Here is a 17328-nt window from a genome sequence, read left to right on the forward strand (position 1 = left end):
AGCTCCTGGTGCCTGCCGCCAGTCTCCTGGAACGGTGCTGTGCCTGCACAGCCGCTTCTTTCTCTACGCTAACCACGCTGCCCGGTCTTGCCGCAGACCACCAGTTCGCTCCGGCCAGGCAGTGCTTTTGCAATATTTTCAGCCAATGCAATTCAATCAATGGCGTGTCTCCACCAAGCTGTGGTGCACTTTGGGCGGGCTTCTGACCATGATGCTGGCCGTCTCGCTCTGGAACCAGCACTCGTCCACCCAGGCCCTGCAGACCGGCATGCAGACCCTGGCCGACTATGACAATCGCATCAACCTCGCCCTGCAGTGGAAAGGTGCGACCGAGACCACGGGCGAGCGCGTGCTCACCAGCAATATGACCACCGACGAGGCGCTGACCCAGCGCATGGACGAGCGTGTCAGCGAAGGCGTGGCCGTCAATGGGGCGCTGCAGGCACAGGTCATCAAACTGGCTCAAAGCGATGCCGACAAGGCCGCCCTGCAAAAGATCGCAGCCGTGCGTGCCGAGGTTCTGGCGCTGAACAAGCAGGCGCGCGAGATCAAGCTGACCGGCGATATCGAAGCCATGCGCGACTTCATCCGCCAGCAATATCTGGGTGCCATTGGCCGCTACGCCGATTCGCTGCAGGACTTTGTGAAGCTGCAGGAGCATCAGCGCGACGCCGCCAGCCTTCAGTTGCAGCAAGATCAGCAAAAAGCGATCTGGCTGTCCTGGGTGGCTCAGGCCCTGGTGCTGACGGCCGCTCTGGGCCTGGCGCTGGCCCTCACCCGCTCCATCACCCAGCCTCTGAACGAAGCCGTGGAGCTGACCCAGGCCATTGCACAGGGCGATCTCACGGTCACCGCAGGCAACGACCGCCATGACGAGTTCGGCCACCTGCTGAGCTCCGTCTCGACCATGGCTGCCCAACTGCGCAGCCTGGTGGCCGATGTACGCACCAGCGTGCACTCCATCAGCACCGCCTCGGCCGAAATCGCCACCGGCAACCACGATCTGTCCGCACGCACCGAGCAGACCGCCGCCAATCTTGAGGAAACCGCAGCCAGCATGGAGCAGCTGACCGCCACCGTCGCCCAGGCCTCGGACACCGCGCGCCAGGCCAACCATCTGGCAGGCAATGCCGCACAGGTGGCCCAGCGTGGCGGCCATGTGGTGCAGTCCGTGGTCAGCAGCATGGGACGCATCAGCGACAGCGCGCACCGAATCTCCGACATCATCGGCGTGATCGACTCCATCGCCTTCCAGACCAATATCCTGGCCCTCAACGCGGCTGTCGAAGCCGCGCGCGCCGGCGAGCAAGGCCGAGGCTTTGCCGTGGTCGCCGGCGAGGTGCGCGCCCTGGCCCACCGCAGTGCCGAGGCCGCCAAGGAGATCAAGGCGCTCATCACCACCTCCGTGGACGCCGCCCAGGAAGGCGCAGACCAGGTCTCCCAGGCAGGCCGCGTGATGGAAGAAATCGTCAGCAGCGTCAGCAAGGTCTCGGACATGATTGGCGAGATCAGTGCCTCGGCCACGGAACAGCATGACGGTATCAGCCAGGTCAACCAGGCCGTGACCAACCTGGATCAGATGACGCAGCAAAATGCAGCCCTGGTCGAGGAATCCACGGCTGCCGCCGTCTCTCTGAGCGACCAGGCCCAGCGCCTGACCGGCATGGTGGCCGTGTTCAAGGTCCATACCGCAGACAGAGCGCCGGCCCTGACTGCCTGATCCTGGTTGAAGTTGCTGGAACACAGCATCTGCCTTTTCACCAGCTTCTCTGCCAGCCGCTCCATTGCACCCAGGAGGGAACGGCTGGCACCGCAGGTTTGACCCAGACCGGTTTTTCTGTCTGCAGTCGCAAGTGTGACTGGCGCGGCCTACGCAGCAAGACACCATGCCGGCATGCCCCATACCTCTGACGACACCTTGCTGACCGCCGGTCTGAGCAGCTTTCGCCTGGACCTGGTCGACCATATCGCCCATCTGGTGCTCAACCGCCCCGATGCCTTCAACACCCTGAATCCCAGGTTCTGGCAGGAGCTGGACCTGGTGCTGGACACACTGCAGCGCAGCGGCCAGTCGCGCGCGCTGGTGATCAGCAGCACGGGCAAGCATTTTTGCGCCGGCATGGCACTCGAGACCTTTGCCGACCCCGACTTTGCGCCCAACGACCGCACGCCCGAGGGCCGCGCAGCCATCATCGACACCCTGGCCCAGTTGCAGTCCACCTTCAACAAGATCGAAGCCCTGCGCATGCCCGTGATCTGTGCCATTCAGGGCGCCTGCGTGGGTGGTGGGCTGGATCTGGTGGCCACTGCCTGCATACGCTATGCCAGCGCCGAGTCCTTTTTCTGCGTGCAGGAGATCAATATCGGCATGACCGCCGACCTGGGCAGCCTGCAGCGCCTGCCCAAGCTGATGCCGCTGGGCATCGTCAAGGAGCTGGCCTACACCGGCCGCCGCATGACTGCACAGGAGGCCGCCAGCCACGGTCTGGTCAACGCCGTCTACGACACGCCCGAAGCTACCGTCACAGCAGCTCTCGCCTGCGCGCGCGAAATTGCGGCCAAGCCGCCCGTGGCCATCTGGGGCAGCAAGCAGGTGATCAATTACGCGCGCGACCACAGCGTGAGCGACTCGCTGCAGCAAATGGGCTGGGTGCAGAGCGGTATCTGGAGCAACCGCCATGTCATGGAGGCCGTGAGTGCCATGCAGGCCAAGCGCGCCGGCGACTTCCCCCCGCTGGAGCCGCTGCAGGCGTTTGCACCAGCGCTGCCCCAAGCGGGCAATCGCTCCTGATTAGATAGCAACCAGCCCTTTTCAAAAAAAGGGCCGCATGCTACCCCTACTCTTGTTTGCCTATCTTTTCGATGCGCTGCAGCACACCATCGAAGTGTCGATGAGCTGCAACGCAGCAATTCGGGTTGAAGTGGACCATGCCCCGCTATCATGGATCAGTCACCACCCCAGCCTGTCTTGCCATGAGCACAAATACCGCCCCCCTGCCCACTTATGACGATGTCGTGGCCGCTGCCCAGCGCCTGCAGGGCGTAGCCCACCGCACGCCGGTACTGACCAGCCGCACCATGGACGAACAGCTGGGCGCGCGCCTGTTCTTCAAGTGCGAGAACCTGCAGCGCATAGGTGCTTTCAAGTTTCGCGGCGCCTACAACGCTCTGGCACAGTTCACGCCCGAGAAGCGCAAGGGCGGTGCCCTGGCCTTTTCCTCAGGCAACCATGCCCAGGCCATTGCCCAGGCAGCGCAGTTGCTGGACATGCCTGCCCTGATCGTCATGCCCGAGGATGCACCGGCCTCCAAGATGGCGGCCACGCGCGGCTATGGCGCCCAGGTCGTCACCTACAACCGCTTCACCGAAGACCGCGAAGCCATCGCCGACAAGCTGGCGACCGAGCGCGGTATGACGCTGATCCCGCCCTACAACCACCGCGACGTGATTGCCGGCCAGGGCACGGCCGTCAAGGAGCTGCTGGAAGAAGTACCGGATCTGGACTATCTGTTTGTCTGCCTGGGCGGCGGCGGTCTGCTCTCGGGCAGTCTGCTGGCCGCCAACGCCCTGGCTCCGCAATGCAAGGTGATCGGCGTCGAGCCCGAAGCCGGCAACGATGTGCAGCAGTCGCTGCGCGCCGGCCATATCGTCAAGATAGCTACGCCGCGCACCATTGCCGACGGTGCTCAGACCCAGGCGCCGGGCGATCTGACCTTTGCCATCATCCAGCAGCGAGTGAACGAGGTTCTTACCGTCAACGACGAGCAATTGGTCCAGGCCATGCGCTTTTATGCCGAGCGCATGAAAATCGTGGTCGAGCCCACGGGATCGCTGTCTCTGGCAGCCGCCATCCACGGCGGTTTGCCGCTCAAGGGCAAGCGCGTGGGCATTGTGATCAGTGGCGGCAATGTGGATTTAGAGCGTTTTGCCAGCCTGCTGTCCGAGTGACAGCGAAAATAGCGTCCGTTGCGGCCCGGCCCGCATCCGCCTGATCTCAATTTTGCAAGCACGAGCCCGCCACAAGCGGGCCTGCCTGCCTTCACCACAAAGACCAAGAACATGAGCACTTTGCATTTGATCGACCACCCCCTGGTCCAGCACAAACTGACACTGATGCGCCGCAAGGAAGCATCGACCAACAGCTTTCGCCGCATGCTGGGCGAGCTGTCCACGCTGATGGCCTATGAGCTGACGCGCGACTTCCCGCTGCAGGATGTCGAGATCGAAACCCCCATGGAAAAGACCATGGGCAAGGTCATCGACGGCAAAAAGCTGGCGCTGGTCTCCATCCTGCGCGCAGGCAACGGCTTCCTGGACGGCATGCTCAACGTGGTGCCCGGTGCCCGTATCGGTCACATCGGCCTGTTCCGCGACCCCGAGACCCTCAAGCCCGTCGAGTACTACTACAAGATGCCCGAGAACATGGGCGAGCGCGACGTGATCGTGGTCGACCCCATGCTGGCCACCGGCAACTCGGCCGTGGCGGCCGTGCAGCAGCTCAAGGACAAGAGCGCGCCCAAGTCCATCAAGTTCATGTGCCTGCTGGCCGCCCCCGAAGGCGTGAAGACCATGCAGGCCGCCCACCCCGATGTGGACATCTACACCGCCGCCGTGGACCGCGAGCTGGACAGCCATGGCTACATCCTGCCCGGCCTGGGTGATGCGGGCGACCGTATCTTCGGCACCAAGTAAGCACGGCTGCTTGCCAACAAAAAGCCCCAGGCGCAAGGTCCTGGGGCTTTTTTCATGCTCAGAACAGCCTGCAGAGCTTATCTATCAAGCGCTGGCAGCTATCAATTTCAGATCCAGCTCAGGCCTGATTCAGCGCCATATTGTTGAGCTTGTCCAGCCGTGCAGGCCAGCTGTCCTGCCGGGCCGACTGCAGCAAGATACGCGTCCAGGCAATCCAGGCATCCCACTGCACGCGCTTGTCCCAGGCATTGCCCCAGGTGCAAAAGCACTGCAGCGCGCTCTCGGCGGCTCTAGCAGCATCGGCGCTGCGGCCCGCGCTCAGATAGAGCTGGGCCAGCACCATCTGCGGCTCGCCCACCCAGGGGTTGAGGACCACGGCCTGCTCCAGCGTGGCGGTGGCAGCGTCCAGATCGACCAGCGGCTGATCGAGCTGAATCACCGACCAGTACAGTGCCACGGCCGCAGCCTCGTTGCCCGCGCTCAGCAGCTGGCTGCAGTTCGCAAACACGGGCGGCAGCGGCAGCTGAGTCTTGAGCGCAGGATGCTGCAGCGCCTGGGCCAGGCCGCTGATCTGGCTGAGCATGCGGCTGCTGGGGCGCATGGGGCCGGGCCACAGCGACGCCGCCCAGTGCACGGCCTGCTGGCGACTGTGGTCCACGGAAGGGAAACGCGAATAGATGTCTTCCTGCCAGCTGAACCACTGCTCCATGCTGTCGGCCATGCTGACGATCGCGAACACAGCCACTTCATAGGCTGCGAGCCTGATGGTCTCGCGCGGCTCGGGGCCGGTGCGCTCGATCTGCAGGCTGCCGTCGGCCCCCAGCTTGCCAGCCAGCAGCTTTTGCACGAACTGGGTGCGGCTCATGGTGCAAAACAGATAGACCAGATGCTCGGCCTGCTCCCCGACCAGGCGCTTGAGCTGATCGCGCTCGTTGCCGGCATCGAACTTGACCAGATCGACAAAGGCATTGCCGTAGACACTGTGCAGCAGACCCAGCTGGCGCACCTCCCTGGGCTGCTGCCATAGCGCCAGAGAGCGCGCCACGCCTGCCAGATGGTGGCGAAAAGTACCGGCCTTGTGCCAATCCTGGCCCACGCCGCGCTCCAGTACCACGGGCAGCAGCGGCGCCAGATCGGCGTCACGGCTCAGCCACTCCTCGTCCAGCAAGGCCTTGGCGCGCTCGAACAGCGGCGCATCCAGTTGATTCCAGGGCTGATTCATGCGGTCACCATGCGGTTGTGTAAGCACCCTTGAAGGTCTTTTCCACAAAGGCCTTGACCTCGGGTGACTGGTAGGCCTTCACAAAGGCCTGCAGGCCTTTGCTGTTTTCATGACCGACGCGCGTGACGATGAGCACGGTCACATAAGGCGTGTTCACATCTTCCAGCGCCAGCGAATCGCCCTGGGGGGACAGACCGGCTGCCACGGCATAGCTGCTATTGACAGCCGCGGCATCCAGATCATCGAGGGCGCGGGCCAGCTGGGCGGCTTCGAGCTCGACAAACCTGAGCTTTCTGGGATTGGCCGTGATGTCCAGCACCGAAGCCCGCGCACCGGCATCGGCCTTGAGCGTGATCAATCCTTGCTTGGCCAGCACCATCAGAGCACGCGAGCCATTGGTGGGATCGTTGGGAATACCCACACGCGCGCCGCTCTTGAGATCGGCCAGCTTTCTGACCTTTCTGGAGTACACGCCCATTTGCTGGTTCACGGCCTTGGCTACGGGCACCAGCTTGTAGCCACGATCCTTGTTCTGGGCATCGAGGAAGGGCTGGTGCTGATAGATATTGGCGTCGAGATCGCCGGTGGACAGCGCCGCATTGGGCTGGATGAAGTCGCCAAACTCCACCAACCTGACCTTCAGGCCCTGCCTGGCTGCAACCTGCTTGGCCACTTCGGCAATCTGGGCGTGGGGACCGGCCGTCACGCCAACGGTCACGGCCAGATCCTGGGCCTGGGCCAGCAATGCGGCAGGTACGAAGGCGGCAACCGCCAGGGCTTTTACGAGAGAGCGCTTGTGCACCATGGGCACCTTTCAAGACAAATCCGGGAAACTCAGGTCCGCCGAGCATGTGCACACTCAGGGACAGCAGCTTGAAACTTAACGCATAAAGCCCGCCACAACAGCCAGGCTGGAGCCCACCCCCATCACAAAGCGGAATGGCTGGCAGCGCAGCTCGGAAAATATCAATAAAAACAGCCGAATCTCTTACTCATAAAGCGATGAAAGCTATCAAAACAGGAATACCTCAAGTACATCGCATGCTTGACATTGAACTGCACTTCAAGCTTAAGTTGGGCGCCACAGGAGACGCCCCATGCCTCGTCGCATTCTTCACGTCGTCAGCAACGTCGCCCATTACGATGACCCTGCCGAGCCCACCGGACTATGGCTGTCGGAGCTCAGCCATGCCTGGGAAGTCTTTGCCCGGCGGGGTTATGCGCAGCAACTGGTCAGCCCGCTGGGCGGCCGCTCGCCGCTGGAGCCGCGCTCGCTGAAATGGCCGAACCGGGATGCCACGGCCAAGTCATGGCTGCTGGATGCAACGCGCATGGCCCTGCTCTCCAACACGGCTGCGCCTGATGCCGTGGATGCGCGAGACTTTGATGCCATTTATTTCACTGGCGGCCATGCCGTGATGTGGGACTTTCCACCCTCTCAGGGGCTGCAGCGCATCACGCGCGACATGCATGAGCGCGGTGGCGTCGTTGCCTCGGTCTGCCACGGTTATTGCGGTTTGCTCGAAACCCGTCTGTCCGATGGCTCGCTGCTGGTCGCCGGGCGCCGGCTGACTGGTTTTTCCTGGCTGGAAGAAAGGCTGGCCGGCGTGGCCGGCCAAGTGCCATACAACGCCGAAGCGTTGATGCGCCAGCGCGGTGCCCGGTATGAGAAAGCCTGGCTGCCCTTTGTCTCCAAGGTCGTGACGGACGGCAGGCTGGTGACGGGGCAGAACCCGCAGTCGGCCCGGGCCACTGCCCTGCAAGTGGCTCAGTTGCTGGGCTGAGCGGGCCGGCCCGTCGCCTCCCCGTCCCGCCCCAGCAAGCGCATCTGCGACAGCACGCGCCTTGCATTGCCAGCGCAGTCCATGTCTTCGGGTCTGGCCTCGATCTGGGCGATCAGCTCGCCCAGTTCGGCTCGATTTTGCGTCAGCTGTGCCAGCATCAGATCGATGCTCTGCAGCTTGCGATGCAGTGTGGCCAGCAACTCGTCATGCTGCCACTGCTTGAGATCGTCGGGCAGCAACTGGCGCAGCTCCTGCAGGCTGAAGCCGGCCCGCTGCGCCGTGGCAATCAACCTGAGCGCCAGCACCGCCTCCTCGGGATAGCTGCGATAGCCGTTGGCTTGGCGCTGGGCAGCGCTCAGCAAACCGATGCGTTCGTAAAAGCGAATGCGCGATGCGGCAAGACCTGTGCGCTGGGCGAGTTCTCCGATCCTCATGTCCGCCATTCTCGCGCAATCCGCGCTTGACCTTGAACCACGCTTCAAGCTTACGCTAGCGTTATTCCCGGCCATCAAGGCTGGTGAAGCTATTCATCTAGGAGCAGGAATGCAGACCATATTGGGCGCCAACGGGCAGATCGCCACCGAGCTGGCGCGCGAACTCAAGCGCAACTACAGCGATGAGCTCAAGCTGGTGAGCCGCAACCCGCGCAAGGTACATGACACCGACCTGCTCGAAGCCGCCGATCTGCTCGATACCAAGCAGACTGCCAGGGCCGTTCAGGGCAGCAGCGTGGTGTATTTCACCGCAGGCCTGCCTCCCGATACGCAACTCTGGGAGCAGCAGTTTCCGACCATGCTGCACAACGCCCTGGCGGCCAGCCGCGCTGCAGGCGCTCCATTTGTCTACTTCGACAACACCTATATGTACCCGCAGAACGCGCAACTGCAGACCGAGCAGACGGCGTTTGCCCCTGTGGGACGCAAAGGCCGGGTGCGCGCCGCCATGGCCGAGATGGTGCTGTCCGAGATGGCGCGCAGCGAGATTCCCGTGCTGATCGCGCGCGCACCCGAGTTCTACGGCCCGGCGCAGACGCAGAGCATCACCAACACCTTGGTAATTGACAGGCTCAAGGCCGGCAAGACACCGCTGGCCCCCGTGCGTGACGACCGTCTGCGCACCCTGATCTGGACGCCCGATGCCAGCCGCTCACTGGCCTTGCTGGGCAACACGCCCGATGCTTATGGCCAGACCTGGCATCTGCCTTGCGACGATGAGCGTCCCAGCTACAAGCAACTGATCGACTGGGCCAGCCAGAGCTTTGGCCGCTCTTCCCGGTCTTCCCGCCACCACCTGCTGCCCCGCTGGACACTGAGCGCAGCCGGCCTGATCTCCAAACCCGTGGCAGAGCTGCGAGAGCTGCTGCCCCGCTATGCCCACGACAATCTGTTTGACTCCAGCAAGTTCAAGCAGGCATTTCCGGGGTTTTCCGTGACCAGCTACCAGCAGGGGCTGGCGCTGATTGCCGATGAAATTCAGCAAAATCAGCAGCAATCCCTTACCTAGCTTGCGAAAGCAGCTATCAAATAAGCATTAATAGCTAAAAGGCTACCAGCTCAGCGCCTGGGCCAGCTGCTCGGCCCGGGTTTGCTCGCGCGGACTCGCCACCGAGGCGCGCAGGATGGCGCGGCTTGCGCCCTGGTCAACGATCCAGAAGACGACGCGCTTGACGGGAGCTACGCCCGGCCTGCTCTCCTGCGGGCTCACTTCAAACGTCCATTCGCGGCCTTCAGGCCGGCGGTCCCTGGAGCGCGTCTGCGCAGTGAAGCTACGCTTCTTCAAGCTCCCCGCCTTCAGGCGGAACTGCTTTTCCAGCGCGATGCGCAGCAGCTTTTCCTGTGCTTCGTCGGACTCGGGGATCTTCAGCCCCGTGGTCAGGCCCAGTTGCTGCCCGGTCATCAGATCGCGGTACATCATGCGCTGCGAGTCCCGTGGCTCCTGCAGATGAAAGCCCGCCGCACGCATGGGCAGCACCATGCCGGTGCGCCGATTTTCCAGATCGGCCACCTGCGGGTCACTGGCCTGCACCCAGATGTTCTGCAGCCCGCCAGCATTGCGCAGGTACTGGCGCATCAGCCGCGCGGCATCGCCGTCGCGACCCTGCTGCGCTGCCAGCTCGGCCCCATATTGCTGCGCCAGGTCCACCAGTTCGGACTCCAGCCTGAACAGGCTGACATAGGGCCAGGCCTGCAGTGCCTGATCCAGATAGCGGCCAGCCTCGGCTTGCTGACCGGCCTTGAAGGCCGAGATGCCCGCCACCGTATTCAGGCGTGCCAGCTCGGCGGGAAACTGGGCATCGGCCAAGGCCGCGCGGGCCAGTTGACCGGCCCTGGGCCAGTCGTCATCGCCCCGCCAGGCGTGGCTCACCTCGCGCTCCTGGCGCGGCAGCTCAGGCGGCAGCTCGGGCGCTTTGGGCCATTGCATGGCCTGCCAGAGCTGGGGCAGCTGCTGCAGCGCGCTATCACGCTCGCTGTCCATTTGCTCGGCATGCAGGTTCAGATTCCAGTTGCCGCGCACCAGACCCCAGTCCAGGTGCAGGACGTCGGGCCTCCCCTCTGCTCTTTTCTCGCGGCTGGCGTGCTGGCTTTGCACGGCATCGCCGAACGGCAGGGCCGGCAGCCTGAGCGCAGGCTCGGGCGTCTGCTCGCCAGCCAAACTGCCGCGCTCCTGCTTCAGCAACTGCTGCCTGGCTGCAGCATCCATGTCTTTCAGACTATCGTCATAACCGAGCCGCATGCGGACCCGCAGGCGCCTGCCATCGGGCTTCAGATAGACGTACTCCAGGCTCGCGACATCCTTGCGATCCCGGGCCGGCTCCAGCTGGACCAGTACCCAGCGCCCCTGCACCAGCGGCACTGTCAGTTGAGCGGCCTGGTAGTGCAGCTGCTGGTCTGCTGTATTCCACTGCCACAGCGGCTCAAAAGCCTTGGACTCCTGCTTGAGCGCCTGCAGATAGCGAGCCAGTGCGCCCTGATCGCCGGCCATCATGGCGGCCGTCAGACCGCGCTGTATCAGCGCCTGCATCTGACCGCTGACCGGGTCGTAGCCCTCGGCCGCGGCCAGAGCCATCATCCGGTCGGTCTGCAACACGGCCTGCGCGTACTGCCCTTGCTGATAGAGCAAGGCGTAGAGCAAACCGGAGGCATCGAGCTGCTCGTAAGGATTGCCGCGCGGCAGCGTCATGTCCAGCAGCTTGCGCGCCTGGGCAACGGCATCGTCCCAGCGCCTGCCCTGTGCCGCCTCAACCACGGCACGGCGCAGCCTGAAAAAAGGCGAATCCTGTTCGGCAGGCGAATCCGCCTGTCGCGCAACCCCCGTCTGCCTTTCAGGCTCGGCCGCCTGCGGCGCAGGGCCCGCCAGCAACAAGGCCACCGCCATCGCGGTCAGGGAAACAGGCGCGGGAATGCGAGGTAAAAAAACCATGAAGTCGATCCACAAGACAGTTCAGCAGGCTTGCAGTATAGAAAGCGGCAGCCGGGCCGCTGGCCCGGGACGACTCGGGGCAAAAAAAGAGCGGCCCTCGGGGCCGCTCGTTTTGCCATGCTGCGATGACTTCAGTCCACCAGACCTGCGTAGACATGCTGCACGTCGTCGTCGTTTTCCAGACCGGCCAGGAATTCCTGCACTTCTTCCTGCTGCTCGGCAGACAGGCTGCTCATGCTGATGGGGTTCTTGGCCTTGTAGCCCAGCTTGACCGACAGCACCTTGATGCCTTGCGCGGGCAGAGCCTTGCTCACTGCATCCAGATCGGCAATATCGGTAATGAACAGGGTGGTACCTTCTTCTTCACCAGCTTCGAAGTCTTGCGCGCCGGCTTCGATGGCGGCCATTTCGACGTCGGCACCGTTTTCAGGCTCGCCTTCGATCATGCCCACATGGTCAAAATCCCAGGCCACGGCGCTCATCTGGCCCTTGCGGAAGCAGACACGCATATTGGGAGCCGTGCGATTGGGATTGTCGGTCAGACATTCCACCATCACGGGCACGCGATGAGGGGCATAGCCCTCAAACAGCACGCTGGAATAGTTCACGGCATCGGCGCCAACGCCAGCGCCCTTCTTGATGGCGCGATCCAGCGTGTCCTTGGGCATGGAAGCCTTGCGGGCCGCTTCCACCGCCATGCGCAGGCGCGAATTGGCAGCAGGGTCGCCGCCGCCCAGACGGGCTGCAACCATGATTTCCTTGACCAGCTTGCCAAACAGCTTACCCTTGGCATCGGCGACCAGCGCCTTGCCCTTTGCTTTCCATTGCGCGCCCATGGCTGCGTTCCTTGTTGAATGTTGTCAAAACCCGCGCTATGCACACGCAAGCCGCCCGCCAAAACATCGGCGAGCAAAAGCCGGATTTATACACCTGCGCGCAATCTTTTGTCGGCAAACTGCATCAAGTCCGGGTCATAAATACAGGCAAACAGCAAGCGGCTGACCGCCCACCTAGGAGGAAAAAAATGCACCGCATCACCATTCACGCCCTCACCTGCAGCGTGCTGGCCCTGCTCGGCTCGCAGGCCCTGGCGGCCGCCGAGCTGGGCACGCAAACCGTGGCAACAGGGCTGGAGCACCCATGGGCACTGGCCTTTTTGCCGGACGGACGCTATCTGGTCACGGAGCGCCCCGGCCGCATGCGCATTGTGGAAGCCGGGGGCAGGCTCAACGCCCCTCTCAAAGGTCTTCCCGCCATTGCCGCAGCCGGGCAAGGCGGCCTGCTGGACGTGGTGCTGGACAGCGACTTTGCCAGCAACCGCCAGCTCTATTTCTGCTTCTCGGAACCGGGTCAGGGAGCGGACCGGGGCAAGAACAGCACGGCCATGGCCAAAGCCCGACTCTCAGCCGACGCCAGCGCCCTGGAAAACGTGCAGATTCTGTTCAGCCAGCGCCCCAAGATCGATTCGGCCCTGCACTTCGGCTGCCGCATAGTGGAGCGCAAGGTGAACGGCAAGCCCGACGGCTCGCTGTTTCTGAGCCTGGGCGAGCGCTACAAGGCCATGCAGGAGGCCCAGAACCTGCAGACCCATCTGGGCAAGATCGTGCGCGTCAACAAGGATGGCAGCGTGCCTCGCGACAACCCCTTTGCGGGCAGGCCCGATACGCTGGCCGAGATCTGGAGCTATGGCCACCGCAACAGCCAGGGCGCCGCACTGGGGCCGGATGACGAACTCTGGATGACAGAGCATGGCCCGCAGGGCGGCGATGAACTCAACCGCATCGAGCCAGGCAAGAATTACGGCTGGCCCGTCATTACCTATGGCGAAAACTATGGCGGCGGCAAGATTGGTGCCGGCATCACCGAAAAAACAGGCATGGAGCAACCCCGGCATTACTGGGTACCGTCGATTGCCACCTCGGGGCTCGCCTATCTGAGCAGCGAGCGCTATGGCGTGGCCTGGAAAGGCTCCTTCATCACTGGTGCGCTCAAGGCCATGCAGCTGCAGCGCCTGCAGATTGCCGATGGCAGGGTCACCGCCACCGAAGTGCTGCTGCCGCGCCTGGGCCAGCGCGTACGCGATGTGCGCCAGGGTCCGGACGGTCTGCTGTATCTGCTCACCGATTCATCCAATGGGCAATTGATGCGCGTGCTGGCAACGCCTTGAGCTCGGATCAGCGCAGCACACCGCGGCTTTTGAGCCAGTAGAGATAGCCCACTATGCAGAGCCAGAAGATGGCCTCTCCCAGCCACAAGCCCAGCGACAGCATATCGACCTGGCTGCCGAGCCTGCTGACATACCAGAACATGCCAGCCTGGCTGACCACGCCAAGCACCACGTAAAGAGCGCCCAGCAGCAAAGCCGCGCGATTGCGCGTCCACAGCAGCCACACCAGAGTGAAGCACATGGCCGAGTTCAGCGCCAGCATGGCCTGCAGCACCAGCGCCCACTGAATCCTGGCGCTAGTACGCCAGCCGTCGGAGAAATCGGCCTCCAGCAACATCCACCCGCTCATCAGGCCAAGAAAGCCGAACAGACACATCAACAGGGCCAGCCCCCGGCCATAAGGCTGCTCCCACAGAACTTGCTTTGCTGTCATCCGTCCACTGTCCCTGTCTGATTCAAAACATCTGAGGGCCCGCCATGCTCACTCAGGCAACCAAGGAGCCACAGTGTGCCATTGCAGCCCCGGTTTCGCGCCACAATCGGCTGCAGTACAAAACAGGCGCTCATATGCTCAATGCCTTGTGGCTCGGTTTTTTTCTCGTGGCAGCAGTGGCTGCGCTCGCGCAATGGCTGCTGGGCGGTCAGGCAGATGTGTTCTCATCCATGGTGCAGGCTCTATTTGCCATGGCCAGGCTGTCGGTCGAAGTGATGGTGCTGCTGTTTGGCACGCTCACGCTGTGGCTGGGCTTTCTGCGCATTGCAGAAAAGGCGGGCGTGGTCGAATGGCTGGCAAAAATGCTGGGCCCGCTGTTTGCCAAGCTCATGCCCGAGGTGCCGCGCGGTCACCCAGCACTGGGCCTGATCACGCTGAACTTTGCCGCCAACGGGCTGGGGCTGGACAACGCTGCCACGCCCATGGGCCTCAAGGCCATGCGTGCTCTGCAGGAGCTGAACCCGCAGCCCGACACCGCGACCAATGCGCAGATTCTGTTTCTCGTGCTCAATGCCTCGTCGCTGACGCTGCTGCCGGTCACCATCTTCATGTACCGCATGCAGCAGGGTGCGGCCGATCCGACGCTGGTCTTCCTGCCGATTCTGCTGGCCACTTCCGCCTCTACGCTGGTGGGCCTGTTCAGCGTCGCACTCGTGCAGCGGCTGCCCCTGTTCAGTCCCGTGGTGCTGGCCTACCTGCTGCCCGTGGGGCTGGCGCTGGCAGCCTTTATGGCCTTTCTGGCCACGCTCAGCGCGGCGGCGCTGGCCCAGCTGTCCTCGCTCATGGGCAACCTCACGCTGTTTGCGCTGATCGTGCTGTTCGTGGGCCTGGGCGCGCTGCGCAAGGTGGCCGTGTACGACAGCTTTATCGAGGGGGCCAAGGAGGGCTTCGATGTGGCCAGGAGCCTGCTGCCCTATCTGGTCGCCATGCTTTGCGCCGTGGGCGTGTTTCGCGCCTCGGGGGCACTGGAATATGCGCTGTCGGCCATCCGCTGGACGGTGGACGTCCTGGGCGTGGACGCCCGCTTTGTCGATGCGCTGCCCACGGCGCTGGTCAAACCCTTTTCGGGTAGTGCGGCCCGCGCGATGCTGATCGAGACCATGCAAAGCCAGGGTGTGGACAGTTTTGCGGCTCTGGCCGCAGCCACGATTCAGGGCAGTACCGAAACCACGTTCTACGTGCTGGCCGTGTACTTTGGTGCCGTGGGCATTCAGCGCGCGCGCCATGCCGTGCCCTGCGCGCTGGTGGCCGAGCTGGCCGGCGTGGTGGCGGCCATCGTGGTTTGCTATCGCTTTTTTGGTTGATGTCCGGGAAACCGCATGACAGCTTCAGACCCCCTCTTAGAACGCTCCTGGCGGCGAGCCTGGCAGGCGCTTCACGCCACGCCGCCCCATGACCTGCAACAGGCCATTCTTGCCGCCTATGCCGAGCCGCAGCGCCACTATCACACGCTGCAGCATCTGAGCGAATGCCTGGCGCATTTCGAAACCGTGGCGTACCAGGCCCGGCACCCTGGCGAAGTGGAGATCGCGCTCTGGTTCCATGACGCCGTCTACGACGTCAAGGGCAAGGACAATGAACTGCGCAGCGCACGCTGGGCTGTCCAGGTCCTGGACGACAACGGCGTGGGCGAGGCCGCCTGCCGGCGCGTGCACGCCCTCATCATGGCCACCTGTCATGAATCCACGCCCGAGGACGATGAGGCCCGGTTGCTCGTGGACATCGACCTGGCCATCCTCGGCGCCGCCCCCAGCCGGTTTGCCGAGTACGACACCCAGGTGCGGGCCGAATACGCCTGGGTGCCACGCCCAATCTATGCGCTCAAGCGAAGGCAGGTGCTCAAGGGCTTTCTTCAGCGCAAGGCCATCTACGCCACCTCGCACTTCCACGCCCTGCTGGAGCAGCAGGCCCGCAGCAATCTGCAGCGGGCCGTGGCCTAGGACAGGCGGGCGTCGTCATTCGCGCCATGGCCTGACGCTATTGCGTGCGGCCCACCACAAGGCGCACCGCCACATAGTCCTCCAGCGGCTTGTCGCTGGGAGCGGCCCAGGCAGCGCGCGTCGCCTCCGATGCCGGCAGATTGATGGCCACTCCCGTCGGCGGCACGGGCTTCATGAACCACTTGTCGTAGAGCGCGGCCACTTCGCCGCTAGATGCCATCTCGCGGATCTGGGCGTCGAACAGCTTCTTGAATTCAGGCGACTTCCTGTCCAGCATGATGGCAATGGGCTCCACGCTGAAGGGCTCGCCCACGATGGCGTACTGCCCCGGATCACGCAGCCGCGACAGTCCCGACGCCAGGATCTGGCCGTCCGCCACACAGGCATCCGCGCGGCCCGTTTCCAGCAGGATGAAGCATTCGGCATTGTCCTTGGACATCAGCATATTGAAGTCCACGCCCTTTTCCTTGCTGAAGCGCCTGAGCAGGGTCACGGCCGTGGCGCCCGTGGTCGCGGCCACGTTGCGTCCCTTGAGCTGCGCCACCTCGGTGATGCCCGAGCTCTTGCGCACGGCCGTGCGCACCTCCTCCATATAGACCGTGGGTGCGAACGCCACCTCCTTCTGGCGTGCCGCATTGTTGGTGGTAGTGCCGCATTCCACATCCACCGTGCCGTTGGCGACCAGGGGCACGCGGTTTTGCGCCGTCACCATCTGATAGCGGATCTCCAGCCGCGGCAGCTTCAACTGCTGCTGCATGCGTGCCAGCGCCTTCTCGCACAGCTCCACATGAAAGCCCGCGTACTTGCCGTTGCCCAGGGTGTAGGACATGGTGCCCGAGGCCTCGCGCACGCCCATGGTCACCACGCCCGTATCCCTGATCCTGTCCAGCGTCTCGGCCTGCGCTGCGCCGGCCAGGCAGGCCGCCGCCCCCATGACGATATGGCTCAATATGACTTTCATCGTTCAATCCTTTTTGTTCTTGCCTGGAGAAAAACACCGTTTTGCGGGCGCTGCGGGAACAGGCCCGGACGCATCTCGCTGCCTACTTGGCGAACAGCTGGCTCATGTCCTTGAAAGCCTTGAACTCCAGCGCATTGCCGCAGGGGTCGAGCAGGAACATGGTGGCCTGCTCACCCACCTGGCCCTTGAAGCGGATATAGGGCTCGATGACGAATTCGGTGCCAAAGGACTTGAGGCGCTCGGCCAGGGCTTCCCATTGCGGCCATGCGAGCACGATGCCGAAGTGCGGCACCGGGACGTCGTGGCCGTCGACCGGATTGGTGTGGGCGCTGTCCTGGGAGACAGTCTTGGGATGCTCGTGAATCACCAGCTGGTGGCCGTAGAAGTCGAAGTCCACCCACTGCGTGCTGGAACGCCCCTCGGGCAGGCCGAACACTTCGCCATAGAAACGGCGCGCCGCGGGTAGGTCATACACGGGAATGGCCAAGTGAAAGGGAGACAGGCTCATGGGGAAACTCCGGAAATCGTTATGGGGTCGAGGGAAAAGCCTGCGGGCAAGGCCTGGCTGCGTCGGACCTCGATGTCCGGCGTCGCTACGGGCCTGGCACATGCCTGAGACTGCAGCCATCGTAAAAAGCCTTGATAAAAA

17 protein-coding genes are annotated in these 17328 nt (G+C 63.4%); 9 read left to right on the top strand and 8 right to left on the bottom strand.

Going from position 1 to position 17328, the window contains the following annotated elements; translation table 11 throughout:
* Nucleotides 1-145 precede the first annotated feature (145 nt).
* The 4 genes from Cth01_RS14660 (at nt 146) to upp (ending at nt 4692) form a co-directional block, all read left to right on the top strand.
* Nucleotides 146-1720 carry a methyl-accepting chemotaxis protein gene (locus tag Cth01_RS14660; RefSeq protein WP_045839551.1) on the top strand — a complete coding sequence of 525 codons (1575 nt, stop codon included), beginning with the start codon at nt 146-148 and terminating at the stop codon, nt 1718-1720.
* A gap of 174 nt (nt 1721-1894) precedes the next feature.
* Nucleotides 1895-2791 carry an enoyl-CoA hydratase-related protein gene (locus Cth01_RS14665; RefSeq protein ID WP_045839552.1) on the top strand — a complete coding sequence of 299 codons (897 nt, stop codon included), beginning with the start codon at nt 1895-1897 and terminating at the stop codon, nt 2789-2791.
* Between the two features lie 182 nt (nt 2792-2973).
* Nucleotides 2974-3948, top strand: coding sequence for a threo-3-hydroxy-L-aspartate ammonia-lyase (locus Cth01_RS14670; RefSeq protein ID WP_045839553.1), 975 nt, complete (start codon nt 2974-2976; stop codon nt 3946-3948).
* Nucleotides 3949-4059: 111 nt separating this feature from the next.
* Nucleotides 4060-4692, top strand: a complete 633-nt coding sequence (upp, locus tag Cth01_RS14675; protein WP_003062768.1) for a uracil phosphoribosyltransferase — start codon at nt 4060-4062, stop codon at nt 4690-4692.
* Between the two features lie 118 nt (nt 4693-4810).
* Here upp and Cth01_RS14680 read toward each other — a convergent pair whose 3' ends face one another.
* Nucleotides 4811-5914 carry a DUF6817 domain-containing protein gene (locus tag Cth01_RS14680; RefSeq protein ID WP_045839554.1) on the bottom strand — a complete coding sequence of 368 codons (1104 nt, stop codon included), beginning with the start codon at nt 5912-5914 and terminating at the stop codon, nt 4811-4813.
* 4 nt (nt 5915-5918) lie between these two features.
* The gene (locus Cth01_RS14685) at nt 5919-6719 is read right to left on the bottom strand and encodes a MetQ/NlpA family ABC transporter substrate-binding protein (RefSeq protein WP_045839555.1); all 801 of its coding nucleotides are present in this window, start codon (nt 6717-6719) and stop codon (nt 5919-5921) included.
* Nucleotides 6720-7011: 292 nt separating this feature from the next.
* Here Cth01_RS14685 and Cth01_RS14690 point away from each other — a divergent pair, with 292 nt between their 5' ends.
* Entirely contained in the window at nt 7012-7698 is a 687-nt protein-coding gene (locus Cth01_RS14690) for a type 1 glutamine amidotransferase domain-containing protein (protein ID WP_045839556.1), read from the top strand.
* On the opposite strand, the gene Cth01_RS14695 is transcribed toward Cth01_RS14690, so the two are convergent.
* Nucleotides 7683-8132 carry a MerR family transcriptional regulator gene (locus tag Cth01_RS14695; protein WP_045839623.1) on the bottom strand — a complete coding sequence of 150 codons (450 nt, stop codon included), beginning with the start codon at nt 8130-8132 and terminating at the stop codon, nt 7683-7685. The genes Cth01_RS14690 and Cth01_RS14695 overlap by 16 nt on opposite strands.
* A gap of 109 nt (nt 8133-8241) precedes the next feature.
* On the opposite strand from Cth01_RS14695, the gene Cth01_RS14700 reads away from it, so the two are divergent.
* On the top strand, nt 8242-9201 hold the full coding sequence (locus Cth01_RS14700; protein WP_045839557.1) for an NAD-dependent epimerase/dehydratase family protein: 960 nt from the start codon (nt 8242-8244) through the stop codon (nt 9199-9201).
* Between the two features lie 42 nt (nt 9202-9243).
* Here Cth01_RS14700 and Cth01_RS14705 read toward each other — a convergent pair whose 3' ends face one another.
* Both Cth01_RS14705 and Cth01_RS14710 read right to left on the bottom strand, forming a co-directional pair.
* Nucleotides 9244-11118 carry a hypothetical protein gene (locus Cth01_RS14705; RefSeq protein WP_233425179.1) on the bottom strand — a complete coding sequence of 625 codons (1875 nt, stop codon included), beginning with the start codon at nt 11116-11118 and terminating at the stop codon, nt 9244-9246.
* 131 nt (nt 11119-11249) lie between these two features.
* Nucleotides 11250-11954, bottom strand: a complete 705-nt coding sequence (locus tag Cth01_RS14710; RefSeq protein ID WP_003053809.1) for a YebC/PmpR family DNA-binding transcriptional regulator — start codon at nt 11952-11954, stop codon at nt 11250-11252.
* 188 nt (nt 11955-12142) lie between these two features.
* Here Cth01_RS14710 and Cth01_RS14715 point away from each other — a divergent pair, with 188 nt between their 5' ends.
* Nucleotides 12143-13285 (top strand): PQQ-dependent sugar dehydrogenase, encoded by a 1143-nt coding sequence (locus Cth01_RS14715; protein WP_045839559.1) that lies wholly within the window; start codon nt 12143-12145, stop codon nt 13283-13285.
* 7 nt (nt 13286-13292) lie between these two features.
* On the opposite strand, the gene Cth01_RS14720 is transcribed toward Cth01_RS14715, so the two are convergent.
* A complete protein-coding gene (locus Cth01_RS14720) occupies nt 13293-13718 on the bottom strand; it encodes a hypothetical protein (protein ID WP_034409853.1) in 426 nt (141 codons plus the stop codon).
* A 134-nt stretch (nt 13719-13852) separates the two neighbouring features.
* On the opposite strand from Cth01_RS14720, the gene Cth01_RS14725 reads away from it, so the two are divergent.
* Nucleotides 13853-15082 (top strand): nucleoside recognition domain-containing protein, encoded by a 1230-nt coding sequence (locus Cth01_RS14725; RefSeq protein ID WP_045839624.1) that lies wholly within the window; start codon nt 13853-13855, stop codon nt 15080-15082.
* Between the two features lie 15 nt (nt 15083-15097).
* The gene (locus Cth01_RS14730) at nt 15098-15718 is read left to right on the top strand and encodes an HD domain-containing protein (RefSeq protein WP_045839560.1); all 621 of its coding nucleotides are present in this window, start codon (nt 15098-15100) and stop codon (nt 15716-15718) included.
* A 37-nt stretch (nt 15719-15755) separates the two neighbouring features.
* On the opposite strand, the gene Cth01_RS14735 is transcribed toward Cth01_RS14730, so the two are convergent.
* Both Cth01_RS14735 and Cth01_RS14740 read right to left on the bottom strand, forming a co-directional pair.
* Nucleotides 15756-16679, bottom strand: coding sequence for an amino acid ABC transporter substrate-binding protein (locus Cth01_RS14735; protein WP_045839561.1), 924 nt, complete (start codon nt 16677-16679; stop codon nt 15756-15758).
* 82 nt (nt 16680-16761) lie between these two features.
* A complete protein-coding gene (locus Cth01_RS14740; protein ID WP_034358420.1) occupies nt 16762-17187 on the bottom strand; it encodes a VOC family protein in 426 nt (141 codons plus the stop codon).
* Nucleotides 17188-17328 lie beyond the last annotated feature (141 nt).

The sequence above is a fragment of the Comamonas thiooxydans genome (genome assembly GCF_000964545.1).
GTDB classification, from domain to species: Bacteria; Pseudomonadota; Gammaproteobacteria; order Burkholderiales; family Burkholderiaceae_C; genus Comamonas; species Comamonas thiooxydans.

Bases quoted from the DNA above. Each gene is read 5' to 3' on its own strand.
- Cth01_RS14725 (WP_045839624.1), top strand. From the start codon at position 13,853: ATGCTCAATGCCTTGTGGCTCGGTTTTTTTCTCGTGGCAGCAGTGGCT.
- Cth01_RS14720 (WP_034409853.1), bottom strand. From the start codon at position 13,718: ATGACAGCAAAGCAAGTTCTGTGGGAGCAGCCTTATGGCCGGGGGCTG.
- Cth01_RS14705 (WP_233425179.1), bottom strand. From the start codon at position 11,118: ATGGTTTTTTTACCTCGCATTCCCGCGCCTGTTTCCCTGACCGCGATG.
- upp (WP_003062768.1), top strand. From the start codon at position 4,060: ATGAGCACTTTGCATTTGATCGACCACCCCCTGGTCCAGCACAAACTG.
- Cth01_RS14680 (WP_045839554.1), bottom strand. From the start codon at position 5,914: ATGAATCAGCCCTGGAATCAACTGGATGCGCCGCTGTTCGAGCGCGCC.
- Cth01_RS14740 (WP_034358420.1), bottom strand. From the start codon at position 17,187: ATGAGCCTGTCTCCCTTTCACTTGGCCATTCCCGTGTATGACCTACCC.
- Cth01_RS14670 (WP_045839553.1), top strand. From the start codon at position 2,974: ATGAGCACAAATACCGCCCCCCTGCCCACTTATGACGATGTCGTGGCC.
- Cth01_RS14665 (WP_045839552.1), top strand. From the start codon at position 1,895: ATGCCCCATACCTCTGACGACACCTTGCTGACCGCCGGTCTGAGCAGC.
- Cth01_RS14695 (WP_045839623.1), bottom strand. From the start codon at position 8,132: ATGAGGATCGGAGAACTCGCCCAGCGCACAGGTCTTGCCGCATCGCGC.
- Cth01_RS14685 (WP_045839555.1), bottom strand. From the start codon at position 6,719: ATGGTGCACAAGCGCTCTCTCGTAAAAGCCCTGGCGGTTGCCGCCTTC.
- Cth01_RS14715 (WP_045839559.1), top strand. From the start codon at position 12,143: ATGCACCGCATCACCATTCACGCCCTCACCTGCAGCGTGCTGGCCCTG.
- Cth01_RS14690 (WP_045839556.1), top strand. From the start codon at position 7,012: ATGCCTCGTCGCATTCTTCACGTCGTCAGCAACGTCGCCCATTACGAT.
- Cth01_RS14660 (WP_045839551.1), top strand. From the start codon at position 146: ATGCAATTCAATCAATGGCGTGTCTCCACCAAGCTGTGGTGCACTTTG.
- Cth01_RS14730 (WP_045839560.1), top strand. From the start codon at position 15,098: ATGACAGCTTCAGACCCCCTCTTAGAACGCTCCTGGCGGCGAGCCTGG.
- Cth01_RS14700 (WP_045839557.1), top strand. From the start codon at position 8,242: ATGCAGACCATATTGGGCGCCAACGGGCAGATCGCCACCGAGCTGGCG.
- Cth01_RS14735 (WP_045839561.1), bottom strand. From the start codon at position 16,679: ATGAAAGTCATATTGAGCCATATCGTCATGGGGGCGGCGGCCTGCCTG.
- Cth01_RS14710 (WP_003053809.1), bottom strand. From the start codon at position 11,954: ATGGGCGCGCAATGGAAAGCAAAGGGCAAGGCGCTGGTCGCCGATGCC.